This window comes from Modestobacter sp. KNN46-3, from assembly GCF_011039295.1.
In genome coordinates this window covers 1-17,323 of the sequence record NZ_JAAKGN010000101.1, presented here as the reverse complement: position 1 = coordinate 17,323, position 17,323 = coordinate 1, and the positions used below count along the sequence as shown (strand labels likewise).

Annotated in this window: 20 protein-coding genes and 2 tRNA genes; 8 read left to right on the top strand and 14 right to left on the bottom strand. The window is 73.7% G+C overall.

What is annotated here, in order from left to right:
• Positions 1-36 precede the first annotated feature (36 nt).
• The 3 genes from G5C62_RS18395 to G5C62_RS18385 are packed head-to-tail and all read right to left on the bottom strand — an operon-like array spanning position 37 to position 3,021.
• The gene (locus tag G5C62_RS18395) at positions 37-783 is read right to left on the bottom strand and encodes an acyl-CoA dehydrogenase family protein (protein WP_241175980.1); all 747 of its coding nucleotides are present in this window, start codon (positions 781-783) and stop codon (positions 37-39) included.
• Between the two features lie 2 nt (positions 784-785).
• Positions 786-2,780 (bottom strand): biotin carboxylase N-terminal domain-containing protein, encoded by a 1,995-nt coding sequence (locus G5C62_RS18390; RefSeq protein WP_164702168.1) that lies wholly within the window; start codon positions 2,778-2,780, stop codon positions 786-788.
• Between the two features lie 55 nt (positions 2,781-2,835).
• The gene (locus tag G5C62_RS18385; protein ID WP_164702154.1) at positions 2,836-3,021 is read right to left on the bottom strand and encodes a hypothetical protein; all 186 of its coding nucleotides are present in this window, start codon (positions 3,019-3,021) and stop codon (positions 2,836-2,838) included.
• 98 nt (positions 3,022-3,119) lie between these two features.
• On the opposite strand from G5C62_RS18385, the gene G5C62_RS18380 reads away from it, so the two are divergent.
• Positions 3,120-3,650 (top strand): ferritin, encoded by a 531-nt coding sequence (locus tag G5C62_RS18380; protein WP_036333562.1) that lies wholly within the window; start codon positions 3,120-3,122, stop codon positions 3,648-3,650.
• A gap of 52 nt (positions 3,651-3,702) precedes the next feature.
• Here G5C62_RS18380 and G5C62_RS18375 read toward each other — a convergent pair whose 3' ends face one another.
• Positions 3,703-5,304 carry a carboxyl transferase domain-containing protein gene (locus G5C62_RS18375; protein ID WP_164702167.1) on the bottom strand — a complete coding sequence of 534 codons (1,602 nt, stop codon included), beginning with the start codon at positions 5,302-5,304 and terminating at the stop codon, positions 3,703-3,705.
• Positions 5,305-5,368: 64 nt separating this feature from the next.
• On the opposite strand from G5C62_RS18375, the gene G5C62_RS18370 reads away from it, so the two are divergent.
• Positions 5,369-5,965 (top strand): TetR/AcrR family transcriptional regulator, encoded by a 597-nt coding sequence (locus tag G5C62_RS18370; protein ID WP_164702166.1) that lies wholly within the window; start codon positions 5,369-5,371, stop codon positions 5,963-5,965.
• Positions 5,966-5,984: 19 nt separating this feature from the next.
• Here G5C62_RS18370 and G5C62_RS18365 read toward each other — a convergent pair whose 3' ends face one another.
• Together G5C62_RS18365 and G5C62_RS18360 are read right to left on the bottom strand one after the other, a co-directional pair.
• Positions 5,985-7,763 carry a hypothetical protein gene (locus tag G5C62_RS18365; protein WP_164702165.1) on the bottom strand — a complete coding sequence of 593 codons (1,779 nt, stop codon included), beginning with the start codon at positions 7,761-7,763 and terminating at the stop codon, positions 5,985-5,987.
• Positions 7,764-7,878: 115 nt separating this feature from the next.
• Positions 7,879-9,102, bottom strand: coding sequence for a hypothetical protein (locus G5C62_RS18360; protein ID WP_241175979.1), 1,224 nt, complete (start codon positions 9,100-9,102; stop codon positions 7,879-7,881).
• 139 nt (positions 9,103-9,241) lie between these two features.
• On the opposite strand from G5C62_RS18360, the gene orn reads away from it, so the two are divergent.
• From orn to G5C62_RS18345, 3 genes are all read left to right on the top strand, one after another.
• On the top strand, positions 9,242-9,913 hold the full coding sequence (gene orn / locus G5C62_RS18355; RefSeq protein ID WP_241175978.1) for an oligoribonuclease: 672 nt from the start codon (positions 9,242-9,244) through the stop codon (positions 9,911-9,913).
• A gap of 62 nt (positions 9,914-9,975) precedes the next feature.
• A tRNA-His gene (locus G5C62_RS18350) sits at positions 9,976-10,051 on the top strand.
• 117 nt (positions 10,052-10,168) lie between these two features.
• Positions 10,169-11,104: a F510_1955 family glycosylhydrolase gene (locus G5C62_RS18345; RefSeq protein ID WP_164702163.1), complete on the top strand. Its 936-nt coding sequence runs from the start codon at positions 10,169-10,171 to the stop codon at positions 11,102-11,104.
• A 6-nt stretch (positions 11,105-11,110) separates the two neighbouring features.
• Here the strand turns inward: G5C62_RS18345 and G5C62_RS18340 are convergent, their stop codons facing one another.
• The 6 genes from G5C62_RS18340 to G5C62_RS18315 are packed head-to-tail and all read right to left on the bottom strand — an operon-like array spanning position 11,111 to position 13,807.
• Positions 11,111-11,764 carry a cation diffusion facilitator family transporter gene (locus G5C62_RS18340; protein ID WP_164702162.1) on the bottom strand — a complete coding sequence of 218 codons (654 nt, stop codon included), beginning with the start codon at positions 11,762-11,764 and terminating at the stop codon, positions 11,111-11,113.
• Entirely contained in the window at positions 11,761-12,387 is a 627-nt protein-coding gene (locus G5C62_RS18335) for an isoprenylcysteine carboxylmethyltransferase family protein (RefSeq protein ID WP_164702161.1), read from the bottom strand. The genes G5C62_RS18340 and G5C62_RS18335 overlap by 4 nt, the downstream gene beginning before the upstream one ends.
• Entirely contained in the window at positions 12,384-12,779 is a 396-nt protein-coding gene (locus G5C62_RS18330; protein WP_164702160.1) for a metalloregulator ArsR/SmtB family transcription factor, read from the bottom strand. Before G5C62_RS18330 ends, G5C62_RS18335 begins: the two co-directional genes overlap by 4 nt.
• Before the next feature lie 47 nt (positions 12,780-12,826).
• Positions 12,827-13,147: a multidrug efflux SMR transporter gene (locus tag G5C62_RS18325; RefSeq protein ID WP_164702159.1), complete on the bottom strand. Its 321-nt coding sequence runs from the start codon at positions 13,145-13,147 to the stop codon at positions 12,827-12,829.
• On the bottom strand, positions 13,144-13,503 hold the full coding sequence (locus G5C62_RS18320; protein ID WP_206330716.1) for a multidrug efflux SMR transporter: 360 nt from the start codon (positions 13,501-13,503) through the stop codon (positions 13,144-13,146). Before G5C62_RS18320 ends, G5C62_RS18325 begins: the two co-directional genes overlap by 4 nt.
• A gap of 52 nt (positions 13,504-13,555) precedes the next feature.
• Positions 13,556-13,807, bottom strand: coding sequence for a DUF1353 domain-containing protein (locus G5C62_RS18315; protein ID WP_164702157.1), 252 nt, complete (start codon positions 13,805-13,807; stop codon positions 13,556-13,558).
• Positions 13,808-13,834: 27 nt separating this feature from the next.
• Here G5C62_RS18315 and G5C62_RS18310 point away from each other — a divergent pair, with 27 nt between their 5' ends.
• Complete coding sequence (locus G5C62_RS18310) at positions 13,835-14,182, top strand: DUF1353 domain-containing protein (protein ID WP_164702169.1); 348 nt, start codon at positions 13,835-13,837, stop codon at positions 14,180-14,182.
• A gap of 45 nt (positions 14,183-14,227) precedes the next feature.
• On the opposite strand, the gene G5C62_RS18305 is transcribed toward G5C62_RS18310, so the two are convergent.
• Positions 14,228-15,439, bottom strand: a complete 1,212-nt coding sequence (locus G5C62_RS18305; RefSeq protein WP_241175976.1) for an Ig-like domain-containing protein — start codon at positions 15,437-15,439, stop codon at positions 14,228-14,230.
• Between the two features lie 199 nt (positions 15,440-15,638).
• On the opposite strand from G5C62_RS18305, the gene G5C62_RS18300 reads away from it, so the two are divergent.
• Both G5C62_RS18300 and G5C62_RS18295 read left to right on the top strand, forming a co-directional pair.
• Positions 15,639-15,714, top strand: a tRNA-Lys gene (locus G5C62_RS18300).
• A 196-nt stretch (positions 15,715-15,910) separates the two neighbouring features.
• The gene (locus tag G5C62_RS18295) at positions 15,911-16,210 is read left to right on the top strand and encodes a hypothetical protein (protein ID WP_036333523.1); all 300 of its coding nucleotides are present in this window, start codon (positions 15,911-15,913) and stop codon (positions 16,208-16,210) included.
• Positions 16,211-16,456: 246 nt separating this feature from the next.
• Here G5C62_RS18295 and G5C62_RS18290 read toward each other — a convergent pair.
• Positions 16,457-17,323, bottom strand: an 867-nt coding sequence (locus G5C62_RS18290) for a GNAT family N-acetyltransferase (RefSeq protein WP_206330715.1), incomplete at its 5' end; no start/stop codon positions are given.

Below are 17,323 nucleotides of genomic sequence, written 5' to 3'. Positions count from 1 at the left end.
GGCTCTGCGCCGGTGAGGCGCTGGGCGCCTTCGGGCTCACCGAGGCCGGTGGCGGTTCCGATGCCGGGGCCACGAAGACCACCGCCCCCGCTCCCCCACCAGGTTCTCCGCGGGCACCCGGCAGTCGCTGAAGGAGAGCTCGCGGGTGTCCGAGGCGTTCCAGCCGACCTTCGCGTACCGCTTGCCGACGGCGAATCCCGGGGTGCCCGACGGCACGATGATCGTGGAGATCTCCTTGCCGCCGTCGGGCTTGGTGCCGGTGACCGCGGTGACGATGACCAGGTCGGTGACCTCGGTGCCGGAGTTGGTGATGAACGCCTTCGAGCCGTTGATCACCCACTCGCCGTCCTCGAGCCGGGCGGTGGTCTTCGTGGCCCCGGCATCGGAACCGCCACCGGCCTCGGTGAGCCCGAAGGCGCCCAGCGCCTCACCGGCGCAGAGCCGGGGCAGCCACTGCTGCTTCTGCTCCTCGGTGCCGAACCGGAAGATCGGCATGGCGCCCAGCGACACCCCGGCCTCCAGGGTGATCGCCACCGAGCTGTCGACCCGGGCCAGCTCCTCCAGCGCCACGCAGAGGGTGAAGTAGTCGCCGCCGGAGCCGCCGTACTCCTCGGGGAACGGCAGGCCGAACAGCCCCAGCTCGCCCATCTGCCGCACGATGTCGGTGGGGAACTCGTCGCGCTCGTAGAACCCGCCGATCTGCGGTGCGATGACCTCCACGGCGAACTCGCGGACCACCTTCCGCAGCGCCTCGGTCTCCTCGTCGAGCCGGTAGTCCAGCACGGTCACTCCTCCTCGCCGGGCGCCGGTGGGGTCACCACGGCCACCCGCTCGTCCAGCCGGACCGACTGGCCGGCCGTCACCGGGAGCTCGGTGACCGTCCCCGCGAGCGGGGCGGTCAGCACGTGCTCCATCTTCATCGCCTCGACGACCAGCAGCGGGGTTCCCGCCTCCACCTGGTCCCCGAGGGACACCTGCACGACCGTGACCGTGCCGGGCATCGGCGCGGTCACCGCACCGTCGGACCCGGCTGCCGTCCCGGCCGTGGCGAGCCGCTCGTGCTCGCGCAGCCCGACCGCGTGCCCGTCCCCGGCGAGCCAGACCGTGCCCCCGGCGTGCACCACCGTGTAGCGGGTGGTGACGTCGTCGAGGGTCACGCCGAGCAGGTCGCCGTCCCGGTCGACCCGGGCGGTCATCGGCTCGCCGTCCCCGACGCGCACCTGCGCGGCCGTCGACCGGCCGCGCACCCGGACCGTCACCGGATCGGCGCCGGGCGCCTGCAGCCGGCGCACCGTCCAGGCCGGCTCGCCGAGCCGCCAGCCCGAGGTGTCCGCCCAGGGGTCGACCGCTGTGCCCCGGGGCTCGACCTCGGCCAGCAGCGCCAGCGCCGCCGCGGCGTGGACGTGCGGGGGGATCGGCCGGGCACCGGTCAGCGCCTCGCCGCGGCGCTCGATCAGCCCGGTGTCCAGCCGGCCGGCGACGACGTCGGGGTCGGTCAGCAGGTCCCGCAGGAAGCCGGTGTTGGTGGCCACGCCCAGGACGGCGGTGTCGCCGAGGGCGGTGACCAGCCGCGCGCGGGCGGTCTCCCGGTCCGGGCCCCAGGCGATCACCTTGGCCAGCATCGGGTCGTAGTCGGTGCCGATGACGCCGCCGACCCGCAGCGAGCTGTCCACCCGGACGCCGGCGCCGGTCGGCTCGACCAGCCCGACGACCTCCCCGGCCTGCGGCAGGAACCCGCGCGCCGGGTCCTCGGCGTAGACCCGGGCCTCGATCGCGTGGCCGGTCAGCCGGACGTCGTCCTGCCCGATCGGCAGCCGCTCCCCGGCCGCCACCCGCAGCTGCAGCTCCACCAGGTCCAGCCCGGTGACGCACTCGGTGACCGGGTGCTCGACCTGCAGCCGGGTGTTCATCTCCAGGAAGAAGAAGTCCTGCGGGGAGTCGGCGTCGACGATGAACTCGACCGTCCCGGCGCCGGTGTAGCCGACCGCCCGGGCTGCCTCGACCGCCGCCGCGCCCATCGCCTGCCGCTGGGCCGGGGACAGCAGCGGGGACGGCGCCTCCTCGATCACCTTCTGGTGCCGGCGCTGCAGGCTGCACTCCCGCTCGCCCAGGTGGACCACGGTGCCGCGCTCGTCGCCGAAGACCTGCACCTCGATGTGCCGGGAGTGCCCGAGGTACCGCTCGACCAGCAGCGTGTCGTCGCCGAAGGAGCTGCGGGCCTCGCGGCGGGCACCGGCGATCTGCTCGGCCAGCTCGGCCGGGTCGCGCACCACCCGCATGCCCTTGCCCCCGCCACCGGCGCTGGGCTTGAGCAGCACCGGGAAGCCGACCTCGACCGCGGCCCGGGCGACCGCGGCGTCGTCCATGCCCGGCTCGGTGCGGCCCGGCACGACCGGCACCCCGGCGGCGGCGACGGTCTGCTTGGCCCGGATCTTGTCGCCCATCGCCTCGATGGCGGCGACCGGCGGGCCGATGAAGACGATCCCGGCCTTCTCGCAGGCGCGGGCGAAGTCCACGTTCTCGGAGAGGAAGCCGTAGCCGGGGTGCACGGCCTGCGCGCCGGTGCGCCGGGCGGCGTCCAGCACCCGCTCGATGGACAGGTAGCTCAGCGCGGCCGGGGCGGGCCCGATCGGCACGGCGACGTCGGCCAGCCGGGTGTGCAGCGCGCCGGCGTCGGCCTCGCTGTGCACCGCGACCGAGCGGATGCCCATCGCACGCAGCGTCCGGATGACCCGGACGGCGATCTCACCGCGGTTGGCGACCAGGACGGTCTCGAACACGCCTCACCACCCCCCGCGGGAGGGGCTGGAGTCGCGACGTCGGGCCCGGGTGGGGTCAGGCTGCCTTGCGGGTGCTCTTCGCGAGGACGACGTCGGCCTTGGTGGCCTTGACCAGCCGGCGCTTCTTGACGGTGTACCCGGGCGGGAGCGTCCCCTCGGCGAGCGCGCGCAGCGGACAGCGACCGCACCGCGGCTTGTCGACGCAGCACTTCTTCTTGGGCATCTTGGCCGGCTTCCCCACGCGGTGAGGTTAGCCATGCCTTGCTGACCCGTCCACGGCAGCGGCGTGTCGCCCGATACCGTTCGAGGGACGTCACCCAGCGACCTACAGGAGTCCCGATGGCCGCCGATGCCTTCATCGACCTGCTCAACGCCCAGATCGGCCACGAGTTCGCCGCCCACCAGCAGTACGTCGCCTGCGCCATCTACTTCGACGAGCTGACCATGCCGCAGACCGCGCAGCTGTTCTTCGACCAGGCCGGCGAGGAGCGCGACCACGCGATGATGATGGTCCGCTACCTGCTCGACGCCGACGCGCCGGTGAAGATGCCCGGCATCGCGGCCCCGATCACCGAGTTCTCCGACGTCGTCGCGCCGGTCGCCCTGGCCCTGGAGCAGGAGAAGCGGGTCACCGAGCAGATCAACCAGCTCACCGCGGTCGCCCGGCAGCACAACGACTTCGCCTCCGACCAGTTCATGCAGTGGTTCATCAAGGAGCAGGTCGAGGAGGTCAGCAAGATGAGCGACCTGCTCGCCGTCGTCCGCCGCTCGGCCCACGACGTGGAGCAGATCGAGGACTACGTGCTGCGCGAGGTCAAGCCCGAGGGCACCGACCCGATGGCCCCCGCGATCGCCGGCGCCACCAACTGACCCCGCTCCGGTCCCACCAAAATGGCCATTTTGGTGGGACCAGGGCGACCGCTCACATCCGGAAGACGCCATAGCCGACCTCCTCGAGGGGGGCGTTGGCGCACGCGGAGAGCGCGAGCCCGAGCACGGTGCGGGTCTGGGCGGGGTCGATGACGCCGTCGTCCCAGAGCCGGGCCGTGGCGTGGTACGGGTGGCCCTGCTCCTCGTAGCGGGCACGGATCGGCGCCTTGAACGCCTCCTCGTCCTCGGCGCTCCAGTCGTCCCCCAGCCGGTCCCGGCGCACCTGCGCCAGCACGCTGGCCGCCTGCTCCCCGCCCATCACCGAGATGCGGGCGTTGGGCCAGGTGAACAGGAACCGGGGCGAGTACGCCCGGCCGCACATCGAGTAGTTGCCGGCACCGAACGAGCCACCGATGACGACGGTCAGCTTGGGCACCCGCGCGCAGGCCACGGCGGTGACCATCTTCGCGCCGTGCTTGGCGATGCCGCCGGCCTCGTAGTCGCGGCCGACCATGAAGCCGGAGATGTTCTGCAGGAACAGCAGTGGGGTCTTCCGGCGGTCGCACAGCTCGATGAAGTGCGCGCCCTTGAGCGCGGACTCACCGAACAGGACGCCGTTGTTGGCGATGATCCCGACCGGGTGGCCGTGCAGCCGGGCGAAGCCGGTGACCAGCGTAGGCCCGTACAGCGGCTTGAACTCGGCGAACCGGCTGCCGTCGACCAGCCGGGCGATCACCTCGCGGACGTCGTAGGGCGTGCGGGTGTCGACCGGGACGACGTCGTACAGGCTCTCCGCCGGGTACGCGGGCTCCTCGACCGGCTCGACGTCCCAGGGCCGGGGCTCGCGCGGGCCGAGGGTGCCGACGATCTGCCGGACGATCTGCAGCGCGTGCGCGTCGTCCTCGGCGAGGTGGTCAGTGACCCCGCTGACCCGGGAGTGCAGGTCGCCGCCGCCCAGGTCCTCGGCGCTGACCTCCTCCCCCGTCGCCGCCTTCACCAGCGGGGGGCCGCCCAGGAAGATCGTCCCCTGGCCGCGGACGATGACCGCCTCGTCGCTCATCGCCGGCACGTAGGCGCCGCCGGCGGTGCACGAACCGAGGACGGCGGCGATCTGCGGGATCCCGGCCTTGGACAGGTTCGCCTGGTTGAAGAAGATCCGGCCGAAGTGGTCGCGGTCGGGGAACACCTCGTCCTGCAGCGGCAGGAAGGCCCCGCCGGAGTCGACCAGGTAGACGCAGGGCAGCCGGTTCTGCGCCGCGACCTCCTGCGCTCGCAGGTGCTTCTTCACCGTCATCGGGTAGTAGGTGCCGCCCTTGACGGTCGCGTCGTTGGCGACGACGACCACCTCGCGTCCGGCCACCCGCCCGACGCCGGTGATGATCCCGGCGGCCGGCGCCTCGTCGTCGTAGAGGCCGTGCGCGGCCAGCGGCGACAGCTCCAGGAACGGGCTCCCGGGGTCCAGCAGCGCGTCGACCCGCTCGCGGGGCAGCAGCTTGCCGCGGTCGGTGTGCCGCTGGCGGGCGCGCTCCCCACCGCCGAGCGCCACCCGGGCCAGCTGGTCGGCCAGCTCTGCGGCCAGGCCGGCATGGTGCGCCGCGTTGCCGGCCGCCGCCGGGTCGGCCGACGGGGCACTGGGCAGCACCGGTGCGTCCACGGGAGTGAGGTTAACCACGGTTCACAGCGCCGGTCCAGTGTGAACGACGATTAACCTGAGGCCCGTGACGTCCCAGCAGGACAGCGCCCTGCACAGCGACGCGGCGAACCCCTCCCGCCGGGAGCAGATCCTGCGCGCGGCCGCCCAGCTCTTCGCCGAACGGGGCTCGCGCGCGGTCGGCGTCGACGACGTGGGCGCCGCGGTGGGCGTGACCGGCCCGGCGATCTACCGGCACTTCGCCAGCAAGGACGCGATGCTGGCCGAGATGCTGCTGCGGATCAGCGAGCGACTGCTGGCCGGCGGCACCGAACGGGTCGCGGCGGCCGGGGCGTCACCGGTCGACCAGCTGCGCGCCCTGGTGGAGTTCCAGGTCGACTTCGCGCTGGACAACCCCGCGTTGATCACGGTGCAGGACCGCGACCTGGGCGCGCTGACCGACCGGGACGCCCGCCAGGTGCGGCAGCTGCAACGGCGCTACGTCGAGGAGTGGGTCGCCGTGCTGGCCCGGCTCCACCCCGACGCCTCGACGGCGGCCTGCCGCGCCCGGGCACACGCGCTCTTCGGGCTGATCAACTCCACGCCGCACAGCGCAGGCCGGGTCGCCCGCCCGGCGATGGCCGGGTTGCTGGCCGAGATGGCGATGGCCGCCGCCCTCGCCTGAAGGAGGACCCCCTCCTCCTTCAGTTGGCGTCGACCCCGTCGCCGGGCAGCGAGAGCCCGGCGCTGGCCAGGGCGTCCAGCGCCGAGGTGGCGCCCCGCTCGCCCCCGGCCCACGAGGTCTCCACGATGGTGACCGTGGCGCCCTGCTGGCTACTGGCGTACTGCGCGCCGGAGAGCCGCTCGGGAGCGCCCTCGTAGCTCGCGCCCTCGCGCAGCAGGTCGCTGACGTTGCCGCTGCCGTCGGTGTCGGCCAGCGACCGGAGCGCCTGCGCGCTCGCCGGGTCGGGCATGGTCACCCGGGCCACCGAGACGACGGCGGGCAGGCCCTCGACCTCGGCCGACCACAGCGCCCGGTCCAGGTCGGTGCAGTCGTTGTTGGCGAAGAACCCGGCGACGGCGTCGTAGGAGTGCCCGTTGCAGGTCGCGTTCTCCTCGATCACGCGCAGCGTGAAGGTGGTGCCGTTGACGACCGCGGTGGCGCCGACGACGGGGCCGGGGGCCGCCGACGTGGCGGGTGCTGCGCCGGTGGTCGCGCCCGCCGTCGTCGCCCCCGCGTCGCCGTCGCCGTCGTCGCCGCCGAGCGCCAGGACGCCCACGACGACGAGCAGCGCCACCACTGCCAGCGCCGCCAGCACCAGCAGCACCTGCCTGCCGCGGGAGGAGTCGCCCCGGGCGGTCGTGGCGGTGCTGCCCGCCGCCGGCACGGCGGGCCGGACCTGCGGACGGGGGCGGAGCTCCGGCGGGAGCTCGCGCAGCCGCTGTGGCGCGGGCTCCGTGACGGGCGCCGCGGCGCCGGGGGCACCGAAGAGCCCACCCAGCCCACCGGTGTCGTCCGCCGGGGCCTCGGCCGGCTCGTGGACCAGCGCCATGGTGTCGCCAGGACGACCCGGCGGCCGGCGGTCCGCGGGAGCCGCCTCCGCGGGCGGGACGGCGGCGGACCGCGGCGCGACGTCCCTCCGCTCGGCGGCCTCCTGCGCCTCCACGGCGGCGGCGGCGATCCGGGCCGCGGCGGCGGGGTCGACCAGCGGCCCGGCCTCGCCGTTGCCGCGCCTCGACCCGTCCGCCGGTGCGGACGTCGGCGCGGCGACGGTGGTGCGGCGGGGTGCGGCGTTCAGCGCGGCCGGGGTCAGCAGGTCCGGGCGGCGCAGCACGTAGGGCGAGTAGGGGAACCCCTCGCCGTTGAGCTCCTCGACCGTGGGGATCCGGCCGGCCATGCCGAGGGCCTCGATGCCGGCCCGGACGTCGGCCGTCGTCCACAGCCGGGGGTTGTCCGTGCCCGCGTGCCGGGCCGCGCGGGCGACCCCGAGCTGCAGCGAGCCCGGGTCCAGGAGGGCGACCTGGTCGCCCTCGCCGAGGTCGCCGTCGGCCGGCAGCAGCCCGGTCACCGAGCCGGTGAGGACGGTGAGCCGGGCGATCCGCCCCGGCTCGATCCCGGCCTGCCGCAGCGTCACCGCGGCGTGCATGCCCGACCGCATCAGGCCGTCGAGCGGGTTGGAGCCCCCACCGGCCAGCTGGAGCACCTCACCGGGCCCGTCGCCGGGACCGATGGTCCAGGCGCCCTCGGGTGACGCGGTGACGACGCCGGACTGGCGCTCCACCTCGACCACCCGGACGACGGCGACGCCCTCGGGCACGAACAGCACCGCGTCGGACTGCCGGCGCTGCATCGGGCCCTCGACGACCGGCAGCGAGGCCATCACCGCACCGCGCACACCGCTGCCGGTGTCCCACCCGGCGAGTTCGGCGAAGAACGCACGCTCGGCCGCTGTCTGCAGCGGCGTCGGCGTGAGGATCAGCACGGACTCTCCAGGGAGGCAGCGGGGCGCGGCGGGACGGGTGCGGCCGCGGCGGGCGCCGCAGCGGCTGGGCGGCGGACCGGTTCGACGTTACGTCATCGACCGGCCCGTCCCGGGCTCAGCGCGAGGACGCGCCGCCCTCCGCCACGGTGACCGGCGTGTCCCGGGCCGAGCGGCGGCCCGGCTCCACCGGCGCCTGCCAGCGGGCGCACCAGGAGCTCCCGGTCAGCAGGTCCAGGGCGCCCCAGAGCACGGCGAGGCCGACGGCCACCACGGGCAGGGCCGACCAGTCCCACGGCGGGATGACGTCGAGCGCCGACTGGACCATCGCCGCGCCGGCCACTCCCCCGGTGACGGCCAGGCCGGCCAGCCAGCCCGGGACCCGGGCCAGCACGGCCAGGTCGACGAGGACCGCGCCGGCCAGCAGCATCAGCGGCAGGACCGAGGGCGGGAAACCGGTGGCGTCCAGCAGCAGCCCGGTCACGGCCCGGTAGGCCAGGTACGCCCCGGCCAGGGTCGTCGCCGTCCAGCGCAGGCCGACGGTCCTGCGGGCCACGACCAGGGCGAGCAGCCCGGCGCAGACCAACCAGGCCGGGTGCACCCAGGCGGGCACCGGGAGCATGAACTGGATCGGGGTCTGCCCCTGGGAGGCGGCGAAGTCGAGCAGTTGCGGTTCGGCGGTGGTGCGGCCGGCCCGGTAGTCGGCCAGGGACAGCACCCCGTACTCCTGGTGCTGGTTGGGGAAGAGCACGTTCTCCACGAAGAACAGCCACAGCCCCAGCGACACCAGGTCGCGCAGCCGGCCGGGTGCCGCGTAGAGCCACCAGCCCCGGATGGCACCGGCGAGCATGATCGCCGTCCCCACGTACAGCAGCGCGTGGCTGGGGCTCCAGCTGGTGATGTCCAGCCCGTTGATGCGGTGGTTGAGGACGTCGATCGGGACGGCGACCAGGAAGGTGCCGATGCCGGCCTGCATCAGCTGCAGCGCCCGCCGGTCGACGCCGTAGCCGCTGTAGCTGTGGAAGACGACGAGGGCGACGACGAGCACGGTGCCGGCCGAGTTGAGCAGGTGCGGCGGGGCCAGGTCGTCGCGCAGCCACTTGAAGTGCCAGGAGACGTCCCAGGAGGAGCCGAGCATCTTCAGCGCGAACGCAGCCAGCCAGGCCGTGTAGATCCAGCGCAGCTCGTCCTGGCTGGTGGGCCGGCCGGGGCGGCCCGGGGTCAAGTAGGCCTGCCAGAGCCAACGCAGGAGCGCGACCGGGTGCCGGAACGCGGCGCCCGGCGAGGCAGGTGCCGGCATCGACGTGTCGGACCGCGGGATGAGGGAGGTGCTGGAGGACACGAGCGGCTCCGCGAGGTCGGTGCAGGAGCCCGGACTGTAGCGGCGGGAGATGGCCGGGAGACGCCATTGCCGGAGCGGACCGGTGGCGGTGGGGCGGGTGTGGCCGGTGGTCCGCCGGGCGGTGCGTAGGGTCGCGGCCGTGGCCGACAGCGCAGCGAACAACCTGGTCTGGATCGACTGTGAGATGACCGGGCTCGACCTGGCCAGCGACAAGCTCATCGAGGTCGCGGTCGTGGTCACCGACTCCCAGCTGAACGTGCTCGACCCGGGTCTGGACGTGATCATCCACGCCGAGGACTCCGACCTGGCCGGCATGGCCGACGTGGTCACCGAGATGCACGCCAAGTCCGGGCTCACCGAGGAGGTGCGCGCGTCGACGGTCACCCTCGAGGAGGCCCAGGCCCTGGTGCTCGCCTACGTGAAGCGGTTCGTGCCCGAACGCCGCACCGCCCCGCTGTGCGGCAACTCGATCGGCACCGACCGCGGCTTCCTGGCCCGGGACATGCCCGAGCTCGACGACCACCTGCACTACCGGATGATCGACGTCTCCTCGATCAAGGAGCTCGGCCGCCGCTGGTTCCCCCGGGTCTACTTCGCCCAGCCGCCCAAGGGCCTGGCCCACCGGGCGCTGGCCGACATCCTGGAGTCGATCCGGGAGCTGGCGTACTACCGGCAGACCCTCTTCGTGCCCGAGCCGGGCCCCAGCAGCGACCAGGCCCAGGCGGCGGCCACCGACGTCGTGGCGGCCTTCGCGCCGCTGCTCGCGGTCGACCCCGAGCCGGCCGCGACCCCGGCCTCGTCGGAGAGCTGACCGCCTCCGGTATCGTGTGCTCGTCCACCGGGCCGGCTCTCGCCAGCCGCCCGGTGTGCATGGTGGGTGTAGCTCAGCTGGTAGAGCGCCAGGTTGTGATCCTGGATGTCGCGGGTTCAAGTCCCGTCACTCACCCCACCCGGAGGCCCTGGTCAGTTCCCTGACCAGGGCCTCCGTCCGTCTCGGCGTCGCCGGCCCGGCCGGCGGCGGATGCTGTGTGGAGACGCACGCCCGTCTGGTCTCTGTGGGGAGCTCATGTCACCGTCCCGAGCCGCTCGATCCGTCCCCGAGGCCGCCACGCGTGCACGGCGGCGGCTGCTGGTCGGTGCCGCCGCGGCCGGAGCACTGCTCCTCGCTGGGTGCGGCACCGACCCCACTGCCGGAGACCAGGTCGCAGCCGACGGTGAGGCGCAGAGCCACGACGACGGCACCCACGCCCACCCGGACGACCTGACCCTCGAGCACGTGCACGGGCTGGGCATCGACCCGGCCGACGACACCCTGTACGCCGGGACGCACCACGGGCTGGTGCGCATCTCCCCGGACGGGGAGCTGACCCGGATCGCCGACCGGGTGCAGGACTTCATGGGCTTCACCGTCGTCGGCCCGGAGCGCTACCTGGCCAGCGGCCACCCCGGCGAGGGGCAGGAGGGCCCGGCCGACCTGGGCCTGCTCGAGAGCACCGACGGCGGGGAGACCTGGGAGACGCTGTCGCTGGCCGGGGAGGCCGACTTCCACGCGCTGGACGCTGCCGGCGGCGTCGTCTACGGCTACAGCGGCGGTCGACTGCTGGTCAGCGAGGACGGTCTGGAGTGGGCCGACCGCGGGAGCATGCGGATCGCCGACCTGGCCGCCGACCCGGCTGATCCGCAGCGGGTGCTCGCCACGACCGAGGCCGGTCTGGTGGTGAGCGAGGACGCCGGGGGCACCTTCACCGCCGTCCCGGACGCACCCCTGCTGGTCCTGGTGGACATCGCCGCCGGCGGCGGCTCCGCGGTGGGCGTCGCCCCCGACGGCACGGTGTTCGGCAGCAGCGACGGCGAGCGGAGTTGGACCGAGCGCGGCAGTGCCGGTGGCCCGCCGGAGGCACTGACCGTGGACGGGCAGGACGTCTACGTCGCCGTCGAGGGTGCGGTCCTGGCCTCCACCGACGGCGGGGAGACCTTCACCGAGTGGTACCGGGAGTCCTGAGGCCGCTCAGTCCTCGTCGTCGTCCTCGACGAGTTCGCCCTCCCACGCCTCCCGGCCCTCGTGGACGGCGAAGGCCGCGATGACGAAGCCGGCGACCGGGTCGAGCCACGCGGCGCCGGTGAGCGCGTAGAGCCCGAGCCCGGCCAGGGTGGAGATGCTCAAGAGCACGCAGATCCGGGTCTCGGCCGCGTCGGCGAGGACCAGCGGGTCACCGCCGAGCGCCAGCCCGACCCGGCGCTTCGCCCTGGCCAGCAGCGGCATGACCACGATCGAGGCGGCCAGCAGGAGGAGCCCGACGGCGGAGGTGTCGGGCTCCTCGTCGCCGAGCAGGCTGCGGACACCCTCGATCAGCACGTACGCGGCCAGGACGAAGAAGGTGACCGCCACGGCCTTCAGCGCCCGACGCTCCTTGCCCTCGTCGGTGCTGCCGTGCCGCAGCCGGGCCGACAGCCGCAGCCCCACGAGGACGGCGGCGAGGGACTCGATGCCGGAGTCGACCCCGAAGCCCACCAGGGACACCAGCCCGGCGAGCAGCCCGGCGGTGATCGCGACGGCGCCCTCGGCGACGTTGTAGACGACGGTGAACTGCGCCAGGCGCAGCCCGCGGCGGGTCAGCCGTTCGGTCTCGGCCTCGGTCAGGGCGCTCGCCCGGCCGGTCACGCGGGGACCCCCTGCGTGGGCGAGGTGCGGGCGAGTCGGCCGATGCCGGGCAGGAAGCGGCCGGTCCTGGCGGCGTAGTCGGTGTAGACCCCGCCGTGCACGGCACGCAGGTACGGCTCCTCGACCGCGCGCACCTGCAGCTCGACCGCCGCGACCAGCGCGACGAGCGCCGCCACGCTGACCGGCGAGGGGACCATCAGTACGACACCCGTCTGGGCGGTGACCATCGCCGCGAAGACCGGGTTGCGGACCTGGGCGAACACCCCGCCGGTGACCAGTTCGGTCCGCTCTGCCGGGTCGACGCCGACCCGCCACGCATCACCCATGCCGGTCTGGCCGGCCAGCGTTGCGGCGAACCCGGCCGACGCCAGCACCAGTCCGAGGACCTGGACCGCGACCGGCGGACGGGCGTCGACCACGCCGAGGACGGCGAGCAGCGGGCCGGCCACGCCGAGCACAAGCGCGACCACGAACATCACACCGCCCCACCACCCGGCTCGGGCGGGGGTGCCGGAGATGCCGTGGAAGCCGGCCGAGCCGGTACGCCGGTGCTGGACCCACGACCGCACGCCGAACAGCACGACCAGTGCGACGACGTAGAGGACGAGCGCAACGGCTGTCACGACCGGCTGCGCTCGCCGTAGGTGGGGCACAGGGCGACCGCGTCGCCGGTGACCGCCAGCAGCTGTTCAGCAGCGGCCAGCAGCTGCAGCAACTGCGGGGCGGTCGTCAGCGACCACATCGAGGCACGACCCTGCGGCCGGGAGGTGACCAGCCCACAGTCGCGCAGGCACGACAGATGCGCCGACACGGTGGACTGGGCCAGGCCCAGGTGCTCGGTCAGCTCCACGACCTTGTGCTCGCCGAGGGTCAGGTGCCGCACGATCGCCAGCCGGGCCGGGTCGCCCAGGCTGCGGAACATGCACGCCGCCGCAGTCAGTGCAGCGGATTCGTCGACCGCGGCCCCACCATCTCCCACCGACGCCATGGCAGCGCCGCCGTCCAGCATCGTCATGCGGCGATGATAGCCAGATCGGACGATGCAAGGGGGGACAGGGCCGCTCAGTGGGCGCCGAGCTCCACGAGCAGGACGCCCACCGCGATGAGCGCGATGCCGGCCCCCATCGTCCGGGTGAGCGGGTCGCGGAAGGCGAGATGCGCGATCACGGCGGTGAGGGCGACCCCGCCGGCGGCCCAGATGCCGTAGGCGACACCGATGGCCAAGCCCTCCCGCAGCGCGAGGGTGAGGAAGGAGAAGCAGGCCAGGTAGCCCCCGGCGATCAGCGGGACCCAGCGCTTGTCGCGCAGGCCGTCCGAGGCGCGCAGCGACATGGTGGCGCCGACCTCGCAGCCAATCGCCGCCGCGAGGAACAGCCAGGTCATCGGACCTCCTCCCCCACCCGCTCGGGTGCGCCCTCGGCCCGGTGGGACCCGAACTCGACGAGCAGCACCCCGACGACGATGACCGCGAAGCCGAGGCCCATGAGCGGGGTCAGCGCCTCGTCGAACAGGAAGGCCGCGGCGACGGCCGTGAGCATCACCCCGCTGGCGCCCCAGATGCCGTAGGCGACACCGACGGCCATCCCCCGGCGCAGGACACCGGCCAGGAGGAGGAACGAGGCGAGGTAGCCGATGACCACGGACACGTACCAGAGCGGCTGCCCGGTGGCGGCCCGCAGGGAGAGGGTCGCGACGACCTCGACGACGATCGCCCCGCCCAGCCACAGCCACCGGCTCACCGGACCCTCCTGCCGTGCTCGCCCGGTGGGTCCGCCGGGCTCCTCGCTGGTGTCATCCGGCCACCTCATCATCCGGCGCCGGCCGCGGGGAGCGGGGGCAGGTGTCGGGGACGGCGGCCGGGGTGTAGCGCCCGGAGCGCGGGAACAGCCACACCACGACGCGGGGCACCGAGGCGAAGTCGGTCCGGAAACCGGGCGGGACGACGAAGGTCTCCCGCTCGCCGCGGTAGACCAGGGGCGCCAGCACGTCCCACGAGGAGTCGGTGGCCCGGCGCACGGTGAGGGCGAGGGAGTCGAAGGGCACCGGTGCTGAGTCCCCCCGGCCGCCGTCCTGCACGACTGGCTGACCGACGTCGCGGTGCCTGGCGGGCTGGTCTCCGCCCGGGACGCCGACGGGGTCTTCCGGCGGGTGATGCGCGAGCTCGGGGTGCCGCCGCTGCGCCGCTGGCTGATGTGGTGCGGCGTGCGCTGGGGGGCGCTGGCGAACCCGGTGCGCCGGGCGGGCTGGTGGCGCGACGCCCCGCGGGTGCTGGCCCTGTCGGTGCTGGGCGCTCCGATCGTCGTCCCGCCGGCGGCGGTGATCGCGGTGGCGCTGGCGGTCTACCGGGTCGCCGAGTCGCTGGTCACGCGGCTGACCGCCGGTCGCACGCCGGAACCGGAACCCGACGTGTGGCACTGACCCGACCGACGCCCGCAGGGACGCCGGCCGGATGCCACGGGCCGGTCAGGACAGTGCGCTGCCCGCCGTCCACTGCTCCCACGGGATGGCCCAGTCGTAGATGTCGCCGTCGGCGGCGGTCAGCGTGCCGCCGATCGAGTTGACGACCTCGACGACGTCACCGGGTCGGGCGAAGTCGTAGAACCACTTTGCGTTCTCGGTGGAGAGGTTGAGGCAGCCGTGGCTCACGTTCCGCGAGCCCTGGTCGGCGACCGACCACGGGGCGGCGTGCACGAACTCGCCGTTGTTGGAGATCCGCGTCGCGTACTCGACGTCGGTGCGGTAGCCGCCGGGTGCGTCGACGGCCAGGCCGAACGTCGAGGAGTCCATCGTGATGTCGGCGAACTTCTCGAGGACGACGTGCGGCCCGTTGTGCGTCGGGTTCTCCGTGCTGCCGGCGCTCATCGGGAAGGTCTGCACGAGCTGACCGCTGTCGTAGACGCTCAACGTGTGCGCCGCGGCGTCGGCGACGGAGACGTGCTGCTCCCCGACGCTGAAGGAGATGGTGCGGTCCTTCTCGCCCCAGACGCCCTCGCCGAAGTCGACCCCGTACAGATCGGCCTCCAGCGTCACCTGGGTGTCGGCCGGCCAGTAGGTGGAGGGCCGGAAGTGCACCTCGTCGTCGCGCACCCAGTTCCACACCCCGTCGGTGGGCGTGCTGCTGGTGACGAGGAGGTGGCTCTCCACGGCGGCCTGGTCGGCGACCGGCTCGTCGAAGAAGACCCGGATCGGCATGCCGACGCCGACGGTGGTCCCGTCCAGCGGGCCGATGCCCGGGGTGGACAGCGTCTCCGGGGTCACCGTGGTGAAGGTCGAGGTGGCGGTGCGCTCGTCGGCGGCGGCGTTGGCGGCCGTGGCGGTGACCGTGTAACTCGTGCCGTAGTCCAGCTCGCCCTCCGGCGTCCACACGGCGGTGGACGGGTCGCCCGCCCGGGGCTCGAGACTGCCGGCCAGCTCGGCGCCGGTGGCGTCCGCGACGGTGACGTCGCCCAGCTCACCACCGGTGACCGTGACCTCCAGCGGGGTGGTCGGTGGGACGTCGGCGGCGCCGTCGGCCAGGCTCAGCGTCACCACGGCGGGCGCGGCGGGTGCAGTCGTCGGCGACCCGGCCGTGTCGTCCGGCGCGGCCTCGGACGACGACCCCGAGCAGGCCGCCAGCACGGCGAGCAACGCGGCGATGAGCAGTGCAGCGATCCGTCTCGCCTGCTGCGGACCCACGAAGACCTGCCCCCTGTCCGGTGCGCGCCGACCGGGGCCCTCCCGGCAGGCGTTCGACACCGTCGCCCAGTCTCCACGCTCCTGCTGACAGTTCGTTGTGCGCCGCAACACGTGACGTGGATGACCCGACCCCATCGGACGGTGGAGCGCGATTGGCGTGTAGAGTCCTCTCCTGTTGCTCGACCACGTCGAGCGACACGCGCCATTAGCTCAATTGGCAGAGCAGCTGACTCTTAATCAGCGGGTTCGGGGTTCGAGTCCCTGATGGCGCACCACGCACTCCCATGACCAGCGGCGACGTCCACGGACGTCGCCGCTTCGTCGTCTCTGACGGCTGGATCCCCGCTGACTCCCCCGTCTCGTCGGGCGCGGCCCTCCCGCCGACGCACGGATGAGCCGCTGCACCCTGGCCGAGTCGACGTCGACTCACTCGTGCGCCCAGAGCCGGACGGACTGCGCGAGGATGCTGACATGAACGTGACACTCGTCTACTTCGGCGGCTGTCCCAACTGGCAAGAGGCCGACGCGCGGCTCCGGGCAGCGCTGGTCGCCACGGGCCATGACGACGTGGTGGTCGAGCACCGACAGGTCACTACTGCGGCTGAAGCCGAAGCGGTCCAGTTCCGAGGATCGCCGACCATCCTGGTCGACGGTCGCGACCCGTTCCTGCGACAGGACAGTCCCGTTGGTCTCTCCTGTCGGGTGTACGCCACCAAGGACGGCTTGGCTGGGTGTCCGACTGTCGACGACCTGATGTCGGTCTTGACGTGAAGCTGCTCAGGCGCCAGGCGCCGCCGGGTGCGGAGCAGGTGCACTGTGGCTGTTGCGGGCGACAGCTCCCGCACTCGGCAGCGCACGAGTTGGGGGACACCCCAGGCGTGTTCATCTGCCGCCGATGCGCCCTGTGGACGTTGACCCGGATCGGCCGTCGTCCCTAGCCGGTCGAGCACCTCGTGACGCTCTTCCCCGCCCAGCTCGGTCATCGGCGGTGGGCTGCGGACCCCGCGGACACTGCCGTCACCTCTGGTCCGTGAACAGCCCGCCGAGCAGGTCGACGTACCGGGCGTCCGCCAGCCTGAGTCCCGGGAGTTCGTCGGGCCTGACCCAGCGCAGGTCGTCGTGCTCCTCCGGGCAGCGGTTCACCGGCTCCCCCGTCCAGTGGCGCACGAGCCACACCGCCAGCTGGAGGTCCTCGTCGAGCAGCCGCGCGACCGGCTCGGGGTCGATGCCCGTCACCTGCACGCCCACCTCCTCCTGCAGTTCACGGCGGAGCGCGGCGAGCTCGCTCTCACCGTCCTCCACGTGCCCGCCGGGCAGGTCCCACACGTCGGGGTACCAGCGACGGCCCGCCGTCCGGTGCCCCAGGAGGACCCGGCCGTCCCGGACCAGCGCCCCACAGACGACGTGGTGGCGTGCGGTGACGGCTAGTGACATCCGCGGCAGGGAGCGGCCCGGTGACGCCGTGCTCGGCGAGGAACCGATCCGCACTGCGCCGAGGTGCCGGTAGAAGGCCTCGGCGTGCGGGTCGGCGTCGAGTTCCAGCGTGCGCCAGCCGCGGGCCCGGGCGTGCGCCACGGCGTCGGTCGCCAGCAGCCGTCCGACGCCGCTGCCGATCGCCCGCGGGTCGACGAACAGGTCGGTCAGCTCGCCCCGCACCGGGTCCTCAGTGGGCGCCAGGCGCCAGAAGCCGAGCACCTGGCCGCCGCGCTCGGCGATGCACACGGACCGGCCGTCGCAGTCGGCTGCGTCGACGGTGAGGTCGGCGCGGCAGGCCGCCAGGAAGTCGGTCGGGTAACCCCAGTGGGCCTTGCTGCGCAGCGCCAGCTCGGTGAGCTGGCCGGCTTCGTCCGGCGTGGCCGGCCGCAGGACGGTCGACGGAGGCAC